We start from the raw sequence: 19,369 nt of genomic DNA on the forward strand, positions 1-19,369 counted from the left end.
ACATGACCAAAAAACTGGCTATTGTTCCTTTTCTACTGCTTGTGTTAATTACCATTCTAAGCCTTTTCATGGGCCACAATCCTGTGGCAAGCCCAACAGACCCTAACGTTGATACCGGAGATACCGCATGGATGCTTACATCTGCCGCCCTTGTATTAATAATGACTCCCGGTTTGGCCTTCTTTTATGGGGGAATGGTGAAAAAGAAAAATGTAATATCCACAATGTTACAAAGTTTTATTTGCATGGCCATTGTATCAATTATTTGGGTAGTTTTTGGGTTTGGTCTAGCTTTCGGAGATGATATTGGGGGGTTATTGGTAATCCATCAACATTCATATTCATGAATGGAGTATTAGATGGTAAACCCTGGTCGCTGGCACCTACTGTACCTTTAGCAGTATTTGCCTTTTTCAATTGAAATTTGCTATTATTACTCCGGCTCTTGTTACTGGTGCTTTTTCTGAGCGGGTTCGTTTTACTTCTTATATTCTTTTTATTTGTTTATTCTTTGTACTTATCTATGCGCCTTTGGCGCACATGACATGGCACCCTGATGGCTTCTTATTAAAATTGGGTGTATTGGATTTTGCTGGAGGAACAGTAGTTCACATGAGTGCGGGTGTTGCTGCGCTTGCAAGTGCCATTTACCTGAGAAAAAGAACTGATCAGGAAATGAAACCAGCTCGTATCACTTACGTTTTATTAGGAACAGGGTTACTTTGGTTCGGATGGTTCGGTTTCAACGGCGGTTCGGCGATGGGTGCTAATAACCTGGCTGCAATAGCCTTGGGTACCACTGCGGTTGCCTCCGGAGCTGCTGCGTTTTCCTGGATTATTTTTGACGCATTAAGAGGTAAAAAACCGTCTGCCATGGGAACCAGCATCGGTGCTGTTGTTGGCTTGGTAGCGATTACACCAGCTGCAGGTTTTGTAAGCCTGGCTCATGCCTTGGTAATCGGCGTTGTAGCAGCAATAGTTAGTAACCTGATGGTAGAGTGGAGAACACGAACAAGCATTGACGATACTTTAGATGTATTCCCTTGCCACGGTGTTGGAGGTTTGGTTGGTATGATCCTTACCGGTGTATTTGCAAGCCCTGGTATTAATTCGGCAGTTGTGGATAAAGGTCTTTTCTTTGGCGAAACCAAATTATTCACTACACATATTTTAGTTGCAATTTGTGTATTGGTAGCCGTATTCATCATGACAATGATCATTTTGAAAATAACAGACCTAATCACTCCTTTGAGAGTTAGTGAAGAAGAAGAAGCTGAAGGTTTAGACATAAGCCAGTTAGGAGAAAGTTTATAAAAAACCTTAAATATTCTATTTCTTTGAAAAGTGCAAGCCAATTACGGTTTGCACTTTTTATTTTCACTGCTTCAAACCTATGCTTTCGATTTATTTTTTTATTTTTCAGAAAAATTGATGCTAATGAAGAAATGGCTCTCTGTCTTGTGCATATCAGCTTGCTATATGCAGTTACAAGCCCAGATAACTTATCCTGTCAACGGTATTTCAGATGAGCGTACAAAATATTATGCATTTACTAACGCTACTATTGTTAAAGATGCAAACACTCAACTCAATAATGCAACGCTGGTAATTAAGGACGGTAAAATTATTTCTGTTGGAAATACTGCCGTTCCTAATGGAGCAGTAGTAGTGGATTGTAAAGGGCAAGCGATTTATCCATCCTTTATTGATATTTACAGCGATTATGGCATTCAGGTTCCGCAACGCAACGGAGGCGCAAGCTCGTTTTTTGGCCCGCAGCAGCTATCAACAAATACTAAAGGCCCTTTTAATTGGAACCAGGCTATAAAAAGTGAAATAAATGCTTATGAACTTTTTCTACTGATACAAAACAGGCTGAAACCCTGCGGGCGCAAGGCTTTGGCGCTGTTGTTACCCATCAAAAAGATGGAATTGCCCGTGGCACAGGTGTCGCAGTTGTTTTGTCTGATGATAAAGAAAACCTGAATGTATTAAAAGATAAAGCTGCTACCTTTTATTCTTTTAGCAAAGGCACATCAACGCAGTCATATCCAACCTCAATGATGGGAAGTGTGGCTTTGCTCAGGCAAACTTTTTTAGACGCTGAATGGTATGCTAAAAATAAACCGGCTAAAGAAGGAATAAATAAATCGCTGGAAGCATGGAATAACAACAATGCCCTTCCTCAGATTTTTGAAGCCGGTGATAAGTGGGGGATTTGAGGGCGGACAAAATTGGTGACGAATTTGGCATACAATATATCATTAAAGGTGGCGACAACGAGTATCAGCGGATCAGGGAAATAGCCGAAACCAAAGCGGCCTATATTATTTCTTTGGATTTTCCGGAAACTCAAAATATAGAAGATCCGATGGACGCCAGATTTGTTTCTGTAACTGACATGGCCCATTGGGAGTTTGCGCCGGGAAATGCAGCTGCTTTGGAAAAAGCGAACATTCCTTTTGCAATTACAACCTCTGATCTTAAAGATCTGAAAACCTTCTGGCCTTCACTGCGCAAAGCTATTACTTATGGGCTAAGTAAGAAAGCCGCATTGGCTGCATTAACAACTACACCTGCTTCCCTTTTGAAAATTGATGATAAAGTAGGTTCTATAGAAGTAGGAAAAGTTGCTAATTTCCTGATCACTACAGGTGATGTTTTTTCTGAAAATACAAGTATTGTTGAGAACTGGGTAAATGGCGAACGTTATGATGTAAAAGCGAAAGCCAGCAAAGAGCAGGCGGGCCAATATAAACTGGTTATAACCGGTGCATCAGGAGTTTCAGAATATATCCTAGATGTTAAAAGCAATAGCCAGGCAAATCTTATTTCAAAAGATACACTCACAACCAAATTCAAATCGGATGGCACTTTGGTTTCTATTAATTTTTCGCTGAAACCTGCTACCAAGGCGGTTTCTGCTAAAAAGGATTCTACATTCAGTGCTGCACAGGCCGGATCTTTGTATCGGTTAAGTGGTGTGGATTATGGAAAAAGCTGGCAGGGTGTTGGTGCAGATAATAATGGTCAACCCGTGACATGGGTTGCTACTTATACAAAAGAATCTGTTATAAAAAAGATACAGCTGCGTCGAAATCTCAAAAGCCATTGGCTAAAATTAGTTATCCTTTTTCGCCTTATGGAAATGAAGTGTTGCCAAAGCAGGAAATCATCCTTATCAAAAATGCAACAGTATGGACCAATGAAAAAGAAGGAAGGCTTGAAGCCACGGATGTATTATTAAAGGAAGGTAAGATTGCACAAATTGGTAAAGGTATTAATGCAGCCGGAGCAAGAATTATAGACGGAAGTGGAAAATATTTGACACCTGGAATTGTAGATGAACATTCACATATTGCTGCATTTTCGATTAATGAAGGCGCTCAATCTGTTACATCTGAAGTGCGGATTGGCGATAATTTAAATCCAGATGATATTAATATTTACAGGCAGTTAAGCGGAGGTGTTACTACGTCGCATATTTTACATGGTTCTGCAAATACTATCGGCGGGCAAACACAGTTGATAAAACTCAGATGGGGCGCGGATGATGAAGGATTGAAGTTTAAAGGAGCTGATCCGTTTATCAAATTTGCATTAGGAGAAAATGTAAAAAGAACAGCCCAGCCGCAGGGAAATATCCGTTACCCCGATACGCGCATGGGCGTACAATCTGTACTTGCAGATGCTTTTCAAAGAGCGAAAGATTATGAAGCAAAAATCAAAGCCGGCGATAAAACGGTTCGAAGAGATCTGGAGTTGGATGCCCTGGTTGAAATCCTAAATGATAAACGTTTTATCACTTGTCACAGTTATATACAAAGTGAAATACTGGCGCTAATTGCAACTGCTGATGAATATGGCTTTAAAGTAAATACTTTAACGCACATACTTGAAGGATATAAAGTAGCCGACGCCATTAAAAAGCACGGTTCTAATGTTTCTACTTTTTCCGACTGGTGGGCTTACAAAACAGAAGTGCAGGATGCAATCCCTTACAATGCAGCTATCATGCACAAAGTAGGTTTAAATGTTTGTATAAATAGTGACGATGCAGAAATGGCGCGGCGCTTAAATCAGGAAGCGGCTAAAGTGGTGAAGTATGGCGGCGTTAGCGAAGAAGATGCTTTTAAAATGGTTACGTTAAATCCTGCAAAAGCTTTACATATCGATAATAAAGTTGGAAGTATTAAAGTGGGTAAAGATGCTGACGTTGTTTTGTGGAATGAAAACCCTTTAAGTATTTATGCCAAAGCATTATACACTATTGTTGATGGCGCAGTATACTTTGACAGGGAAAAGGATTTGGAAAAAAGAAAACTCATAAGCGCCGAACGCAATCGCCTGGTACAAAAAATGCTCGCTGATGCCAAGTCTGGTACGCCTACAGTTCCGGCCAAGCCTACAGCACAGGTTATTTTGCATTGCGAAGATAACGAACAGCACACCGGAATTTTGGAAGTCGATTCATATGAAGATAAACTGTAAACCATGTTAAAGAGAATTGTCATATTCATCATATTATTTTCTTTTAATTGCGTTTTACTGGCGCAGGATAATGTGTATCCTATGCCTCCGCAAAAAGGTAGCATCATAATTAAGAACGGTACTGTTTATACAGCTACAGGTTCGGTTATTAGCAACGGATCTGTCTTAATAAAGGATGGGAAAATTGCGCAGGTCGGCAATAATATAACAACTGATAATGACGCTACTATTGTTGATGCCACCGGCAAGAATGTATATCCCGGATTAATATTGTCGAGTACTGACTTAGGTCTTAGTGAAATTGGTAGCGGCGTTAGGGGGAGCAACGACTACTTTGAACTAGGTGCGTATAATCCATCAGTAAAATCAATTGTGGCTTATAATACTGATTCAAAAGTAATTAATACACTTCGTGCTAATGGCATATTACTAGCTTGTGTTGTGCCGCAGGGACGTCTGCTTACTGGCTCCTCCTCTGTTGTGCAATTGGATGCATGGACCTGGCAGGATGCTATTTATAAATTGGATAATGGAATGCATTTAAATATACCTATGTTAATGCGCTCGCCAGGAAGATCAAGAAATCAGGATGCCAGCGCCGATCCCGTAAAAAATGGTATAAAAACAATTGAAGATGTAGAATCTTTTTTGCACAAGCACAAGCTTACTTAAAACTTAATAAGAAAGAAAATACCAATCTGAAGTTTGAAGCCATGCGGCGTTGTTTGAGAAGAAGCAAAAATTATTCATTCATGCAGATGTTTCAAAACAAATATTGGTAGCAGTTGATTTTGCTAAAAAGTTTGATATTGATATTGTGTTAGTAGGTGGTTCAGATAGTTATTTAGTAGCCGACCTTCTAAAGCAAAATAATATACCTGTTATTCTGAATGCTTTGCATAGTTTGCCAACCATGCAAGACGATGATGTGGACCAGCCTTTTAAAACTCCAGCTATTTTACAAAAAGCAGGAGTTTTGTTTGCTATAAATGATAATTCCGATAATGCGAAATATCGAAATCTTGATTTCAATGCCGGTACTGCAGTCGCTTATGGACTTACAAAGGAACAGGCATTGGCCGCAATTACCATTAACCCTGCAAAAATACTGGGCATTGATCAGCAAACAGGTTCGATAGAAACGGGTAAAGATGCCAACATTATTATTTGTGATGGTGATGTGCTCGACATGCGATCCAGCGTTGTTACTGACGCCTTTATTCAAGGAAGAAAAGTGAATCTGGATAATAAACAGAACCAGTTATATGAGCGTTACAAACACCGATACGGTATAATGGACTAACAAGTTTCATTGTACTTGAGAATTTCCTCCACTCACGGATAGTCATTGCGAGCGTAGCGTAGTGATGCCGAATAATCTCCCGCACACACAGAATGTTTTCCATCGAACGAGTTTCATCCATTTACTTTGCTCCGGTCGTAATGACAAACACGCTGCAATCTTCATTGCGAGCGTAACAAAGTGAAGTCGAGCGATCTCCTGCACACATATGTTTCTGGCGATCGAGATTCCTCCACTTCGCTTTGCTCCGGCCCGGAATGACGAACACGCTGCAATCGTCATTGCGAGCGCAACATAGTGAAGCCGAGCAATCTCTTTCAAAATTTTAAAACAGGCTGACATCCTAATCGTTAATCGTCAGACCTGAACGGTCAGGCGAGATACTCTTTAGACTGTGTTTGACTTTGATCAATAATTTACTCTCTTTAAATAAAAAGTTAAACAAATGTTTGATTAATTTAAACGATTGTTTAATTTTGTGTTTCAAATGACAAAGAAGGAATATATTTTAGAAAAAGCTGAATCTCTTTTTGCGGAAAAAGGGTTCGATGCCACTTCAGTTAGAGATATAGCAAAAGCCGCCGGTATCAACATTGCCATGATATCTTATTACTTCGGTTCGAAAGATAAATTAATGGAAGAGTTGTTTAAGATGCGCATGAATATTGGCCTTGCTTATGTAAAAGATATCACCGATAATAGCTCACTTACCACTATAGGTAAAATTGAACGGGCATTGTCAGGATATATTGATCGGGTGAAAAGTAACACTAAGTTTTATCATGTTATTTTAGCAGAACAGGCAACGAATAAGAATAAAAGTGTCATTCGTTTTCTAAATAAGTCTAAAGAAACTTATGCAACATTTTTTGAAGCGTTGCTTAAGGAAGGGCAACAATCAGGCTCCATAAGGGCTGGTATAGATCCTATTTTTTTCATGACAACTATTACGGGTACAATTATGCACGCGATTCTGAATAAGGAATTGTATGCGCAACATTATGGTTTAAAAGCTACCAAAGGCTGGAACGATGATGTTTATTTTGAAAAGGTGAAAGAACACCTTCAACTAATTACAAAAAATATTTTAGGGTATGAATCTGAAAGTTAAGGCCTTGGCCTTTGCATCTGTTTTTGTATTGATGCAGATGCTTGCAAGTGCGCAGGAAGCAAAGCGTATGAGTATAGAAGAAGCGCTTGAATTAGGTATTGCCAATAGCAAAAATCTGAAAATTGATGATGCGAAAATTGTAGAAGCAACTGCCGCAATTGACGAAGCAAAAAACAAACAGCTGCCTGATTTAAAGATCAGTGGAAGCTATTTGAGACTTACTAATGCGAATGTTAATTTAAGAACAGCACAATCATCATCTGAAGGCGGTGCGCAGCAGGAACTGCCCCAAAGGTGAACCAGGCGGCATACGGCATGGCTAATTTTTCTTTGCCGTTGTTCGCTGGCGGTAGAATAAAATTTGGTATTGAGTCTGCTAAATATTTGCTGGAAGCGGCTAAGCTTAATGCTGGAAGCGACAAAAATGCTATTGTTTATAATATCACACAGGCTTATGTAAACCTATTTAAAGCCTCTCAGATGGTTGGCGTTATTAAAGAAAATCTGGCAGTTTCTCAAAAAAGAGATTCCGATTTTCTTAATATGGAGAACAACGGCATTATTGCACGTAATGACAGATTGAAAGCTCAATTACAAACTTCAGATATTGAGTTGCAGTTGCTAGAGGCAGAGAACAATTTTAATATAGCCAATGTAAATATGGATCTTTTACTTGGCTTGCCTGAAACAACGTTGTTACAAGTAGATTCAACTTTTATTAATCAACAGGTAGATGCCAGGACTTTCAATGACTATGAACAACTCGCCTTGCAAAATCGAAAAGACATGCAAGCCATCGAGTTTCAACAGAAAGCTGCAGTATTAGGCACTAAAGCTGCCAAAGCAGAAAACTTGCCTACGTTGGCTTTGACCGGTGGGTACGTTGCTGCGGATATTCCAAAGTTGTTGACGATTACAAATGCTGTAAATGCTGGTGTTGGTATTCAATATAACCTCGCTAATTTATGGAAAAGCAACGCTGTTTTAAAGCAGTCAAAAGCGCGGGAAACGCAACTGGCAGCATCGCAGGCTTTACTTGTGGATGATATCAGGCTTAGTGTAAACGAAGATTACCAAAAGGCTTTTGTTGCCAAGCGAAAAATTGAAGTGTATGAAAAAGCTTTAACACAGGCAGCAGAAAACTATCGAATTACAAAAAATAAGTTTGATAATAGCCTGGTTACTATTACCGATTTGCTAGATGCTAACGTGGCGCTCTTATCAACAAGGATAAATGTGCTCAATGCAAGAGCTGATGCGGCTTTAGCCTATAGAAAGCTTTTGCAAACTACCGGCATCCTTTATCAATAATACTTTAATCGTTAAGATACAAATAACAAGACAAATCATGGAAACAAAAGAACAGGTTTCAGAACAACCAAAAGAAGCAAGAAAAAAGAAAAGCCCGGTATTCTTTATAATACTGATCGCAATGTTAATAGTGGGAGGATATTTTAGCATCACTCGTTATATTCATAGCAAGAGCCACGAAGAAACAGACGATGCACAGGTAGAAGCTAACCTAAGTCCTGTAATCTCCAAGATTTCAGGATATATAAGTGAGGTAAGAGTTAAAGATAATCAGTTTGTACACAAAGGAGATACTTTATTGATACTTGATAAAAGAGATCTTAAGTTAGCCCTTGAGCAGGCAGAAGCTGCATTGGGTACAGCGAGAAGCAATTTGGCATCTTCGCAGGCGAGCACTGCTGCAACTAATACGAATATAGGTACAGCAAATGCTGCAATAGCTACAGCAGATGCGCAAATAGAAGCTGCCAAAGTAAATGTTTGGCGTACTTCAGAAGATTTTAAAAGGTATGAAAACCTGATTAAAGATCATTCTATTACACAACAGCAATATGAGCAAGCGCTTGCTGCAAAGCAAACTGCAGAGAAACAGCTTCAGGTATTGATTGCGCAAAAGAATCAGGCCACAGCTCAAACATCTGTTGTTAAAGGACAGGTAAGTGCAAGTGCAGAGCAGGCTTCTATTGCAAGATCAAGTATTACACAAAGAGAAGTTGAGGTGGAAAATGCAAAACTTAATTTAGGATATACAATAATAACAGCTGCGGAAAGTGGCGTTGTTTCTAAGGTTCCGGTTCAAGTGGGCCAGTTTATACAAGCGGGGGCGCAACTGTTTAGCGTTGTGCTGAATGATGACAAATGGGTTATTGCCAACTTTAAAGAAACACAGGTTTCGAAGATGGTAGAAGGACAAAAAGTATCTGTGAAAGTTGATGCCTTTCCTAAAAAGGAATTTGATGCGGTACTGACTTCCTTTTCTCCGGCAACAGGTGCACGGTTTGCTTTACTGCCGCCAGATAATGCGAGCGGCAACTTCGTAAAAGTAGTACAAAGACTTCCGGTTAAAATTGAGTTTAACGATAAAAATGATTCGTTACTTAAAAAGTTAAGACCGGGAATGAATGTGGTAGTGGATGTGCATTTGAATTAAGTTCTATATACTATAGTCCATGACGCATGGATTAGTATGTTGATAGTAGTACATCAGTTGAAGAGTGCGACGCAATTGAGTTGAGCCATATTCTAAGGCTGGTAAAATAAAAAGAAATGGAAGATCAAAATTCGTTAGTAGAATACGGGTTTCGCAGGTTTATTGTTACCATAACGGCGATAGTGTGTGCGTTACTTGAAATAGTAGATACAACCATTGTAAACGTGGCATTGAATGAAATGAAGGGTAATATGGGGGCGACGCTTTCGGAGGTGGGTTGGGTGATTACGGCTTATGCTATTGGTAATGTAATTGTGGTGCCCATGACAAGCTGGTTGTCGCAGCAATTTGGAAGAAGAAATTATTTTGCTTTTTCTATTGCTTTATTTACAGTATGTTCTTTTTTATGTGGTAACGCAACAGATATTTGGGAGCTGGTGGCTTTCAGGTTTTTGCAGGGTGTTGGTGGTGGAGCTTTGTTAGTGACTTCACAAACGATTATTACAGAATCTTATCCTGCTGCAAAAAGAGGTATGGCGCAGGCTATATACGGGCTTGGTGTAATTGTTGGGCCCACTTTAGGCCCACCTCTTGGAGGTTATATTGTAGATAATTTCAGCTGGCCTTATATTTTTTATATTAATATTCCGTTGGGTATTATTGCTGTATTACTGACGTTACAGTTTGTTCGCAGCCCGAAATATGCAGCTAAAAAAACTTCCAGGGAAATAGACTGGCTGGGTATCTTTTTACTTGCTATTACGGTAGGCTCTTTACAGTTTATTTTGGAGCGTGGACATGAAGAAGATTGGTTTCAAAGCAATATGATTGTTATGTTCACGGCCTTCGCCATTTTCGGTTTTTTTCTTTTTTATCTGGCGAGAGCTTACCTATAAAAATCCAATAGTTGAATTACGAGTTTTGAAAAACGGAAATCTTCGAATAGGTACGATAATGTCGTTTATACTTGGCTTTGGATTGTACGGTTCCACTTTTATCATTCCTCTTTATACACAAAGCCTGTTAGGCTGGACCGCTTATCAATCGGGCATGTTGATGATACCTGCCTCGCTTACAACCGCATTTATGATGCCCATCGTGGGAAAGCTTATTTCGAAAGGTGTGCCGCAAAATTACATGGTGGCTGCGGGGTTACTATTATTTTTTGTTTACAGCTTTTGGGGATACAAGATCATTACACCAGATACTGGACAGGATAATTTTTTCTGGATGCTGATCGTTCGTGGCGTGGGGTTGAGTTTGTTATTTATACCCATTACTACAATGGCGTTATCGACACTTAAAGGCCAGCAAATAGGTCAGGGTGCAGCATTTACAGGCATGATGCGGCAATTAGGAGGATCGTTTGGAGTAGCAGCTATCACCGTATTTATGAGTAATCGTAATAGCTTATATAGAAGTGATCTTATTTCTAATTTGAATGTAAACGATCTTGATGTTCAGCAAAGAGTAGGAGCTATGCAACAAAGTTTTATGGGCAAAGGTATGTCTCCAGATGTTGCGTTAAATTCAGCGTACAAAGCGTTGGATTTTGCTGTAACCAAACAAGCTACTGTTTTATCGTATATGGATGTATTTTTATACTTGGGTGTATTGTTTCTTATTTGTATTCCTTTTATTTTAATGGTTAGAAATAAGAAAAGGAAAGAGGCGATTGACATGAGTGCAGCAATGCATTAGAATTTGTTTTGTTGTTTATTAAGTATGCGCGGCTGTTCGGCTGCGCATTTTTTTGCCTCTTAAATTCATTCAGGATTATATCATATATTAGTGTTGTATGTATAAAATGAGTTTACTAGTTATGACAATAGCTTGTTTGGCAAGTTGTATCTCCTATAGAAAAAGACCGACCCGATTGTTTAATGAAGTAATAGAACAATAAAACTTTCGACGTAGCCATTGTTCCGGGCGTTCCATTCAATAATAACAAATGGGACTCTGTGATGAAAGGACGGGTGCTTTGGGCTGATTTTCTTTATAAAAAAGGAATTATCAGAAATATTATTTTTCAGGCGGTGCCGTTTATTCACCTTATTACGAAGCTAAAATTATGGGATTATACGCCCAACAATTGGGCATACCTGACACCAATATTTTTTACGAAACAAAAGCTGAGCACAGTACTGAAAACATATACTATTCTTATGAGTTAGCCAGGGACAAGGGATTTAAAACAATTGCTCTGGTAACAGATCCATTCCAGTCATCTTTAACTAAGCGATTTACGCGCCGACGCTTTGCTACACCAATTCAACACATACCATTTATGGTAGATACATTAAAGAAATTGAATGGTAACGATTATACAATCGACCCCGTGACCGCTTTTGAGTCGGATTTTAAATCGATACTTGATCGTGAAAATTGGTTCAGAAGATTTAGAGGAACCTTGGGTGCTTTTATTCCATGGAAAAATCGAAAGGGTGGGAAAGTGGCGCCGTTGTAGAACCTTGATTTGATAATATGTTTATATATTGTTAGCCTCTTGCATAGCAATTCTTTTAAAACCCATACAAAAATAACCCGTCATCGTTAAAGAAATTAACAGATAAAACAGAATAAAATATTTTAGATATGGAGATATGTCGTTTAATCTAAACCAGTCCTTTGTTGATATGATAATAATAGCGGCATAGATAAATTTAACAAATTCCCAAATCCAGGCCATTTTATGGTTGTCCATTAGCTCGGAAAAAGCATAAACAAAAAGAAATATAAAAACACCATAAAGGAAGATGCCCGGTGCGCCAATATGGGCTATACTTCCAAAAAGATATGATATAAAAAGTAGCAAAGCTATTAGTTGAACCCATAACCAACTTCTCATGAAAGGCAATAGATATGTAGTGTATTTTTTAAAATCGTATACATCATTTATTTTATAAATCGGGTATTTTTCTGATACATCGGCAGGCCTCCATCCTGTTGGCATAAGCCAAATGCGTATTTTATCTTTCCAATTTTGCGTGTGCCATGCATCTTTTATCAATAAAGCAACATGTTGAAAATTGATCTTAATTGGATTCCACGTTTGCACAGGTCGTGTAATGCCATACACCGGCGGTTTATCAGGCAGTTCTTCCTGAAATGTACCAAATAGTTTATCCCAGAAAATAAATATCTGAGAATAATTCTTGTCCAGATATTCCAGGTTTATAGCATGATGAACCCGATGATGAGACGGCGTCACAATTATTTTTTCAAGAAAGCCCATCTTTTTTATATGAACTGTATGATACCAGAATTGCGCAAATAAATGCAGCGGAGCAACAACTGCTATGACTTTTTCGGGAACACCTAATAGTGCGGCGGGCAATAAAAAAATTGCGAAGATCTTTACCAGGCCGGAAATACTTTGCCTTAGCGCGCAAGCCAGGTTAAATTCCTCACTGCTATGATGAACTAAATGTCCATTCCAAAAAAAGTTATACCTATGTTGAATTCTATGTACCGCATAACCCGAAAAGTCAAGCACTAAAAAAGCTACAACATAAGTAAGCCATGTAGCCTTAATATTATATATAGACAGATTTTCTAGCAGCCAGCCATATCCATATATAGCAATGCTAATGCCCAGTACATCTTTGGTTACATTCGTTACTCCGCTTAAAAGGCTGCTGATCATATCCTGAGTGTTCACATTATCTACTCCTTTTCGCCAGGCAAACCATTTTTCAAATAACACAAGTCCTAAAAATGCAGGCATTGCAATCAATAATATTTTCCCGTAAGTTTCCATTAATCAAGCGCAGTAAAATTATCAATCTTTTTTAGAAAAGTGTATTTTAAATAATGTCCATACGTAAGGTTTACGTTGGGAATATTAAAAAGTAAGTGTAAAATTAATCAGTAAAATCTTCCATCATATTAGTGAAACAACACATTTTTTAACCTCGGGTCTTGCTCTATTTTCGATTTGCGATAAAAGGCTTGTTATTATGAGCGAGAAAATATATTACGAAGATTTTATTTTAAACCAATCCCGAAAAACTACCGGACGAACGATAACCGATGCGGATATTGTATTGCATGCCGGACAATCGGGCGATTTTTACCCTCATCACATGGATGAAGAATGGTGCAAAACGCAACCTTTTAAAAAACGTATTGCACATGGAACACTTATATTCAGCGTTGGGGTGGGTTTGTCTGCCGGCATTATCAATGAGGTGGCAATGACTTATGGTTATGACAGGTTGCGTTTTATTAATCCGGTTTTTATCAACGACACTATAAAGGCAACAGTTACAATAAAAGAGAAAAGAGATCATAAAAAGCCTGCTTATGGCATCGTGACAGAGTTATTGGAAGTACATAATCAACAGGATCAATTGGTGATGGTATGTGAACATTTACTTTTGGTTGAAAAAGAAATGCCGATGCCTGATATTGTTTTAAAAGGAATTACATGGAACCATAGTCGTGGTATAACTCCGTTACAAGCCGCTTCACAGCGCTTTTCAGAGTTATATCCTTCAGTAGAAATACAATGGCATAAGCGTAGCCTACAGCAGTTTGCTGATTTTCCAATTGAAAAACTGACGGAAGAATATGATTTATTAATCATCGATCATCCCTGGGTAGGCACAGCGGCTACCACAAATTGTGTGTTGCCACTTGATGAGCATTTATCAGCCGAATATCTGAAAGATCAACAGATCAATAGTGTCGGAAATTCGCATAACAGTTATAACTACGATGGCCATCAATGGGCGTTGGCAATAGATGCGGCAACACCTGTAGCCAGTTACAGAAAGGATTTGATTGATGCAGCTGATGCAGCAGTACCGCATACATGGAGCAAATTACTAGATTTGGCTAAAGCCGGACGTGTTGCAGTTCCTGCCATTCCCATTGATCTGTTAATGAACTTTTATACATTTTGTATTGCGCGTGGCAAAGCTCCGTTCGACAGTGCAAGGGCAGTGATTGACGAACAAACGGGAATTAGTGCGTTAACTACCATGAAAGAATTATATTCGATTGTTGACCGATCCATGTTTGAAAAAATCCTATAGCTGTTGCTGAAATAATGACTAATAGCGATGAATATTGGTATTGCCCTTTTGCTTATGGTTACACAAATTATTCGCGTATTGGCTATGCTAAACATTTGCTTACATATACTGATGTAGTGAGTTACGATGGTAAAAAATTAAGCACAACCATTGGCGGTACTGGCCTTTCGGTATCTGCTTTTTCAAAACATCAGCAAGAGGCTGTTGCTTTTACGGAATTCGTTTGCTCGCCGCAATATCAAATAAATGGATATATATATAATGAGGGGCAACCCGGATATTTGCAGGCATGGAAGAGCCAATTGAACAATGAACTAACTAATAATTTTTTTAGTAATGTGCTTCCAGTGATGGAGAACGGATACATGCGACCAAGATATCATGGATATCTTCATTTTCAGGACGAGGCGGGTATTTATGTGCAGGAGTATTTATTGGGGAAGCAAAAAAGTGAAAGTCTGGTATTAGAAAAGTTGAATGAAATTTACATGAAATCTATTGAGAAAAATTTGTCAAAAGTCTTCATCTGATGTTGTTGCCATTAAAGGGTTTAATAGTAATTGAATTTAGCCAGTATCTTTCCGGCCCGTCTGCCGGGTTGCGATTGGGAGATCTGGGTGCAAGAGTTATTAAGATCGAACGGCCTGGTAGCGGAGATCCTAGCAGAAAACTGGCTATTAAAAATCTTTGGGTAGGTGATGATGCGCTTAACTTTCATGCCATCAATCGTAATAAAGAAAGTTTTACTGCAGATCTGAAAGATGCAACAGATCTGGATTTGGTCAAAAAGTTAATACTGAAGGCTGATGTGATAACGCATAACTTTCGGCCCGGAGTAATGGAAAAGTTGGGATTAGGATATAATGATATAAAAAAATAAACGATCGAATTGTTTATACAGAAATTACGGGATACGGAAAAAGGGGGCCGTGGAAAGATAAGCCCGGACAGGATTTATTATTACAATCACTTTCCGGCTTGGCATATACAACCGGTGATGATGGAGATGGGCCAATGCCTTTTGGCCTTTCGATTGTCGACAGTATCTGCGGCATACATGCCGTGCAGGGAATATTGGCTGCACTCATCCGCCGTCAAAAAACAGGTACTGGAGGGCTTATTGAGTTAAGCCTTTTGGAATCAGCTGTCAATTTTCAGTTTGAGCTTTTTACAACTCATTATCACAGTACGCAGGCAATAAAGAGGAGCAGGATCAGCAATGGCAATCCTTTATTAGGCGCACCTTACGGCATTTATAAAACAAAAGACGGATACATCGCACTCGCAATGATGAGCATGCCTTTATTACAAGAAGCCTTAGGCATTGCACAATTAAAAGAGTATGCTCAAAATGATGTATTTGAAAAGCGCGATGAGATAAAGGAAATTATAGCCAAACAATTACTGGTAAAGGAAACAAGGTATTGGTTACAGCGCTTGCTGAATCTTGGGTTGTGGGCTTCAGACGTAAATAATTGGGATGCACTTGTACAGACGGAGTTGTTTAAGAACATCAAAATGCAAAACAGGATTGATTTGGGTGCTGGTAAAGGTTTTGCAACAACACGGTGTCCTATTCGTATTGATGGTGAACACATCCTCTCAGAAAAAGCAGCGCCATTATTGGGAGAACATACTGAAAAGATTAAGGAAGAGTTTTTATTGTGAGAGCATACCGATAAAGAATGAAGAAGTTCGAAGGACTTCAATACAAATGACCGCCAATCCAATTGGCGTTAAAAGAAAAAAATGAATTTGCTTCAGGATATATTAGTTGTCGACTTTAGTCAGTTTTTATCAGGTCCTTCTGCGTCCTTATGTCTTGCTGACTTTGGAGCGGAAGTTATTAAGGTTGAGAAGCCTGATACAGGTGATATCTGTCGGGAGTTGTATGTATCTGATGTGGTTATTGATGGTGAATCATCTATTTTTCATGCCATCAACAGGAACAAAAAAGCTATGCTGCCGATCTGAAAAATATTGATGATGTTTCAAAAATAAACAAGCTGATTGCGCAGGCAGATGTAGTGATGCATAATTTTCGTCCTGGTGTAATGGAGCGATTAGGCTTTGATTATGAAAGCGTAAAACTTATTAACCCGTCTGTCGTATATGCACAGATCAGCGGATATGGTGAAGAAGGTGATTGGAAACATTTGCCAGGACAGGATTTATTATTGCAGTCAATTTCAGGTTTAGCTTGGTTGAACAATAGTAGCAATGCCAATCCCACGCCAATGGGTGTTTCAGTTGTAGATATGCTGGCTGGCGCACACCTTGCGCAGGGCATTCTTTCTTTATTGTATCGAAAAGGTGTGACAGGCGAGGGCGGAAGTATTCAAGTTAGCATGTTAGAAAGCGCATTAGATTTTCAATTTGAAGTATTAACCTGTTACTTTAATGATGGAGGCCAATTGCCTCAAAGAAGTGCTGTAAATAGCGGCCACGCTTATGTTGCGGCACCTTATGGTATCTATAAAACAAAAGACGATTATATAGCAATCGCTATGGCGGATATTGTTCAGCTCGGACATTTACTAAACAGTAGTGAATTGGCGGCATACAATGATAAGAAAGAATGGTTTGATAGAAGAGATGAAATAAAATCGGTATTAGCGCGCCACCTTTTAACTAATACAACGTCATATTGGTTAAACGTTCTTGAGCCGGCTGGTATTTGGTGTTCGAAGGTTTTGGATTATGAACAACTAACAGAAGAAGAAGGGTATAAGGCGCTTGATATGGAAGTGGTCGTGAAAACCAGCAATGGTATTGCTATTAAGACGACCCGATCGCCAGTGCGTGTAGACGGTGAATTGCTAATTAGCGAAACCGGAGCTCCGGGATTGGGTGAACATAATGATGCGATTGAAGCAAAATTTAATATTGGTGTAAAACCTGAAATGATTGGTGTAAAATAAAATTCTCGTTAGGATTTTCTTTAAAAGCTTAAATGATTGTTGAACGTTTATGATAGTTGATACGCATGTACATATCTGGAATTTACAACGATCCAACTACGATTGGTTGAAAGGAGCTCCTGAACTTCTAAATAAAAACTATTCTCTTAACGAACTCGAAGTCCAGCGATCAAAAGCGTCGATAGATGCAGGTTTGCTGGTACAGGCAGAGAACAGTTTGGAAGATACTGCTTTGATGCTTGAGGCTGCAAATGAACATGAGTGGATAAAAGGTGTGGTAGGTTGGTTACCGCTTATGGAACCTTCGAAGACGGAGCGGTTATTTCAGACTCATGTTTCTCAGGAAAAGTATTTTAAGGGTGTCAGGCATTTGATACATGATGAACCGGACGATGAATGGCTATTGCAGGATACGGTAATAGATAGTTTAAAATTACTGGCTTCGTATCAAATACCTTATGATATTGTTGGTGTAAAGCCCGCTCACATCCGTGTTGCATTAAAACTTGCGGAGGTAATACCCAATTTAAAAATGGTTTTTGATCATCTGAATCAGCCGCCTGTTCAGGCCGGGAAACAATTTGGTGAATGGGGTGAGTTGATGAACATTGCTTCTCAACATCCTAATTTTTATGCTAAGATTTCTGGGTTAGGAACAACTGCGGGTAAACAGCTTTTTACAGTTGAACACATCAAACCGTATATTGATTTCGTAATAAATAAATTTGGAACGGCGCGTTGTTTTTGTGGTGGAGATTGGCCCGTTTCGTTATTGGGCGTGGATTATGTTAGTACCTGGATTGTGTACAAGCAAGTGATAGATGAATTGTTGCCCGATGAAAAGCAGCAACAAAAGGTGTTTAGCGAAAATGCTATTTCATTTTATAACCTTGTGTGATGGATTTTCGACGTTTATATAGGTTGCCATATATACCACAGTACAAGTGTGCGACGCAACGAAGATAATAATAGTTCATCTGCCTGGACAATAAATTAGATAGTACTGATAAAACAATAACAATGCAATTATTTGAGGGAATATTTTTCACGGTGTTGGTGCTTCTTCGGCTGCATTGTGCTATACGCCTGAAAAAAAGTAAAAGGCTGGAGCTGGCAAACCTACTGGTTGGCACAGGCATCTGTATGTTGGTTTTTGTTGCCTTTAATTATTGCCTGGATTACGATCCCTTCATTAGGTAAGGTATTGTCGGAGGCTCCGGTGGAGGCAATGCGAAATGCATTTTTATTGGGGATGGCTTATGGTGTAGGTGGTACCGCTTTTGGTATGGCTATTAGGCATATTGGCTTTTCACTAACTTATGCTATCTCTGTTGGCATTTCTTGTGTGTTAGGAACACTTGTTCCGCCATTGATGGACGGCACATTGGGTGAGGCTCTTAGTGGTAAAGGTGGAAGTTGGATACTCACCGGCGTGTTGCTGGGTGCAATGGGTATTGCTTTTTGCGGTGTGGCTGGCAGAGGAAAAGAAAAAGATGTAGCACAAAGTCACACAAGTTTTTCTTTTAAAAAAGGATTGCCCTTGTGTCTGTTAGCTGGTGTGCTGTCTGCATTTTATGGCTTTGCTATTAACGCTGGTAAGCCTATTTCAGATATTGCTGCTAATTATGGTGCTGGGAATTTTCAGGTAAATGTGGTGTACATATTTTCTAACACGGGTGCTTTTGTTATTACACTTGCGTATACATTATGGCTTCATATAAAAAATAAAACTTTTTCTGAATATAAACATGTTAATAGTCGCGGACTAGGCACAAATTATCTGATGGCTTTACTTACCGGCATTCTATGGTATGGACAATTCTTTTTTATGGATTAGGCCATGTCAGATTAGGAAAATATGAATTTTCAAGTTGGGCCATTCACATGATCTTATTGGTATTTTTTAGTTCGCTGGTTGGTATTGTATTAAAAGAGTGGAAATTTACAAGGACTGTAACCCGCCGTATGCTTGGGTTTGCATTGGCAATACTTCTATTGTCAGTATTGGTATTGACGTACGGTAACTATTTAGGAGGAACATGA

18 protein-coding genes and 4 pseudogenes are annotated in these 19,369 nt (G+C 39.1%); 21 read left to right on the plus strand and 1 reads right to left on the minus strand.

Going from position 1 to position 19,369, the window contains the following annotated elements:
* Window positions 1-2: 2 nt before the first annotated feature.
* From MKP09_RS26125 to MKP09_RS12980, 15 genes and pseudogenes are all read left to right on the plus strand, one after another.
* A complete protein-coding gene (locus MKP09_RS26125) occupies window positions 3-347 on the plus strand; it encodes a hypothetical protein (RefSeq protein ID WP_262915356.1) in 345 nt (114 codons plus the stop codon).
* Between the two features lie 70 nt (window positions 348-417).
* Window positions 418-1,314, plus strand: a complete 897-nt coding sequence (locus tag MKP09_RS12920) for an ammonium transporter (RefSeq protein ID WP_262915357.1) — start codon at window positions 418-420, stop codon at window positions 1,312-1,314.
* 123 nt (window positions 1,315-1,437) lie between these two features.
* On the plus strand, window positions 1,438-1,986 hold the full coding sequence (locus MKP09_RS12925) for a hypothetical protein (protein ID WP_240830421.1): 549 nt from the start codon (window positions 1,438-1,440) through the stop codon (window positions 1,984-1,986).
* Entirely contained in the window at window positions 1,962-2,222 is a 261-nt protein-coding gene (locus MKP09_RS12930; RefSeq protein ID WP_240830422.1) for a hypothetical protein, read from the plus strand. The genes MKP09_RS12925 and MKP09_RS12930 overlap by 25 nt, the downstream gene beginning before the upstream one ends.
* Window positions 2,219-3,247 carry an amidohydrolase family protein gene (locus MKP09_RS12935; protein ID WP_240830423.1) on the plus strand — a complete coding sequence of 343 codons (1,029 nt, stop codon included), beginning with the start codon at window positions 2,219-2,221 and terminating at the stop codon, window positions 3,245-3,247. The genes MKP09_RS12930 and MKP09_RS12935 overlap by 4 nt, the downstream gene beginning before the upstream one ends.
* A gap of 416 nt (window positions 3,248-3,663) precedes the next feature.
* Complete coding sequence (locus MKP09_RS12940) at window positions 3,664-4,491, plus strand: amidohydrolase family protein (protein ID WP_240830697.1); 828 nt, start codon at window positions 3,664-3,666, stop codon at window positions 4,489-4,491.
* 3 nt (window positions 4,492-4,494) lie between these two features.
* The gene (locus MKP09_RS12945) at window positions 4,495-5,163 is read left to right on the plus strand and encodes an amidohydrolase family protein (protein WP_240830424.1); all 669 of its coding nucleotides are present in this window, start codon (window positions 4,495-4,497) and stop codon (window positions 5,161-5,163) included.
* 49 nt (window positions 5,164-5,212) lie between these two features.
* Window positions 5,213-5,794, plus strand: coding sequence for an amidohydrolase family protein (locus tag MKP09_RS12950; protein WP_240830425.1), 582 nt, complete (start codon window positions 5,213-5,215; stop codon window positions 5,792-5,794).
* A gap of 487 nt (window positions 5,795-6,281) precedes the next feature.
* Window positions 6,282-6,905: a TetR/AcrR family transcriptional regulator gene (locus MKP09_RS12955; protein ID WP_240830426.1), complete on the plus strand. Its 624-nt coding sequence runs from the start codon at window positions 6,282-6,284 to the stop codon at window positions 6,903-6,905.
* Complete coding sequence (locus tag MKP09_RS26130; RefSeq protein WP_262915358.1) at window positions 6,889-7,203, plus strand: TolC family protein; 315 nt, start codon at window positions 6,889-6,891, stop codon at window positions 7,201-7,203. Before MKP09_RS12955 ends, MKP09_RS26130 begins: the two co-directional genes overlap by 17 nt.
* On the plus strand, window positions 7,200-8,216 hold the full coding sequence (locus MKP09_RS26135) for a TolC family protein (protein WP_317235317.1): 1,017 nt from the start codon (window positions 7,200-7,202) through the stop codon (window positions 8,214-8,216). Before MKP09_RS26130 ends, MKP09_RS26135 begins: the two co-directional genes overlap by 4 nt.
* A gap of 37 nt (window positions 8,217-8,253) precedes the next feature.
* Complete coding sequence (locus tag MKP09_RS12970; protein ID WP_240830427.1) at window positions 8,254-9,366, plus strand: HlyD family secretion protein; 1,113 nt, start codon at window positions 8,254-8,256, stop codon at window positions 9,364-9,366.
* A 116-nt stretch (window positions 9,367-9,482) separates the two neighbouring features.
* Window positions 9,483-10,262 carry a DHA2 family efflux MFS transporter permease subunit gene (locus MKP09_RS26140; RefSeq protein ID WP_262915359.1) on the plus strand — a complete coding sequence of 260 codons (780 nt, stop codon included), beginning with the start codon at window positions 9,483-9,485 and terminating at the stop codon, window positions 10,260-10,262.
* Between the two features lie 58 nt (window positions 10,263-10,320).
* A complete protein-coding gene (locus tag MKP09_RS26145) occupies window positions 10,321-11,067 on the plus strand; it encodes an MFS transporter (RefSeq protein WP_394801064.1) in 747 nt (248 codons plus the stop codon).
* 328 nt (window positions 11,068-11,395) lie between these two features.
* A pseudogene (locus tag MKP09_RS12980) lies at window positions 11,396-11,833 on the plus strand (YdcF family protein); the annotation flags it as partial.
* A gap of 21 nt (window positions 11,834-11,854) precedes the next feature.
* On the opposite strand, the gene MKP09_RS12985 reads toward MKP09_RS12980, so the two are convergent.
* The gene (locus MKP09_RS12985; RefSeq protein WP_240830429.1) at window positions 11,855-13,126 is read right to left on the minus strand and encodes a sterol desaturase family protein; all 1,272 of its coding nucleotides are present in this window, start codon (window positions 13,124-13,126) and stop codon (window positions 11,855-11,857) included.
* 199 nt (window positions 13,127-13,325) lie between these two features.
* Here MKP09_RS12985 and MKP09_RS12990 point away from each other — a divergent pair, with 199 nt between their 5' ends.
* The 6 genes and pseudogenes from MKP09_RS12990 to MKP09_RS13015 all read left to right on the plus strand — a co-directional run bounded on the left by MKP09_RS12990 (window position 13,326) and on the right by MKP09_RS13015 (window position 19,369).
* Window positions 13,326-14,405 carry an extracellular solute-binding protein gene (locus MKP09_RS12990; protein ID WP_240830430.1) on the plus strand — a complete coding sequence of 360 codons (1,080 nt, stop codon included), beginning with the start codon at window positions 13,326-13,328 and terminating at the stop codon, window positions 14,403-14,405.
* Window positions 14,406-14,419: 14 nt separating this feature from the next.
* The gene (locus MKP09_RS12995) at window positions 14,420-14,935 is read left to right on the plus strand and encodes a type 2 periplasmic-binding domain-containing protein (protein ID WP_240830431.1); all 516 of its coding nucleotides are present in this window, start codon (window positions 14,420-14,422) and stop codon (window positions 14,933-14,935) included.
* Window positions 14,935-16,073 (plus strand): annotated as a pseudogene (locus tag MKP09_RS13000) (CaiB/BaiF CoA transferase family protein). The gene MKP09_RS12995 and the pseudogene MKP09_RS13000 overlap by 1 nt, the downstream one beginning before the upstream one ends.
* An 81-nt stretch (window positions 16,074-16,154) precedes the next feature.
* Window positions 16,155-17,326: pseudogene (locus MKP09_RS13005) on the plus strand (CaiB/BaiF CoA transferase family protein).
* A gap of 49 nt (window positions 17,327-17,375) precedes the next feature.
* Window positions 17,376-18,224: an amidohydrolase family protein gene (locus MKP09_RS13010; RefSeq protein ID WP_240830432.1), complete on the plus strand. Its 849-nt coding sequence runs from the start codon at window positions 17,376-17,378 to the stop codon at window positions 18,222-18,224.
* A gap of 228 nt (window positions 18,225-18,452) precedes the next feature.
* Window positions 18,453-19,369 (plus strand): annotated as a pseudogene (locus MKP09_RS13015) (L-rhamnose/proton symporter RhaT).

The sequence above is a fragment of the Paraniabella ginsengisoli genome, from assembly GCF_022513635.1.
Lineage (GTDB): Bacteria > Bacteroidota > Bacteroidia > Chitinophagales > Chitinophagaceae > Niabella > Niabella ginsengisoli.

Bases quoted from the DNA above. Each gene is read 5' to 3' on its own strand.
- MKP09_RS12970 (WP_240830427.1), top strand. From the start codon at position 8,254: ATGGAAACAAAAGAACAGGTTTCAGAACAACCAAAAGAAGCAAGAAAA.
- MKP09_RS12985 (WP_240830429.1), bottom strand. From the start codon at position 13,126: ATGGAAACTTACGGGAAAATATTATTGATTGCAATGCCTGCATTTTTA.
- MKP09_RS12995 (WP_240830431.1), top strand. From the start codon at position 14,420: ATGACTAATAGCGATGAATATTGGTATTGCCCTTTTGCTTATGGTTAC.
- MKP09_RS26130 (WP_262915358.1), top strand. From the start codon at position 6,889: ATGAATCTGAAAGTTAAGGCCTTGGCCTTTGCATCTGTTTTTGTATTG.
- MKP09_RS12990 (WP_240830430.1), top strand. From the start codon at position 13,326: ATGAGCGAGAAAATATATTACGAAGATTTTATTTTAAACCAATCCCGA.
- MKP09_RS26145 (WP_394801064.1), top strand. From the start codon at position 10,321: ATGTCGTTTATACTTGGCTTTGGATTGTACGGTTCCACTTTTATCATT.
- MKP09_RS12945 (WP_240830424.1), top strand. From the start codon at position 4,495: ATGTTAAAGAGAATTGTCATATTCATCATATTATTTTCTTTTAATTGC.
- MKP09_RS12940 (WP_240830697.1), top strand. From the start codon at position 3,664: ATGGGCGTACAATCTGTACTTGCAGATGCTTTTCAAAGAGCGAAAGAT.
- MKP09_RS12925 (WP_240830421.1), top strand. From the start codon at position 1,438: ATGAAGAAATGGCTCTCTGTCTTGTGCATATCAGCTTGCTATATGCAG.
- MKP09_RS12955 (WP_240830426.1), top strand. From the start codon at position 6,282: ATGACAAAGAAGGAATATATTTTAGAAAAAGCTGAATCTCTTTTTGCG.
- MKP09_RS26140 (WP_262915359.1), top strand. From the start codon at position 9,483: ATGGAAGATCAAAATTCGTTAGTAGAATACGGGTTTCGCAGGTTTATT.
- MKP09_RS26125 (WP_262915356.1), top strand. From the start codon at position 3: ATGACCAAAAAACTGGCTATTGTTCCTTTTCTACTGCTTGTGTTAATT.
- MKP09_RS13010 (WP_240830432.1), top strand. From the start codon at position 17,376: ATGATAGTTGATACGCATGTACATATCTGGAATTTACAACGATCCAAC.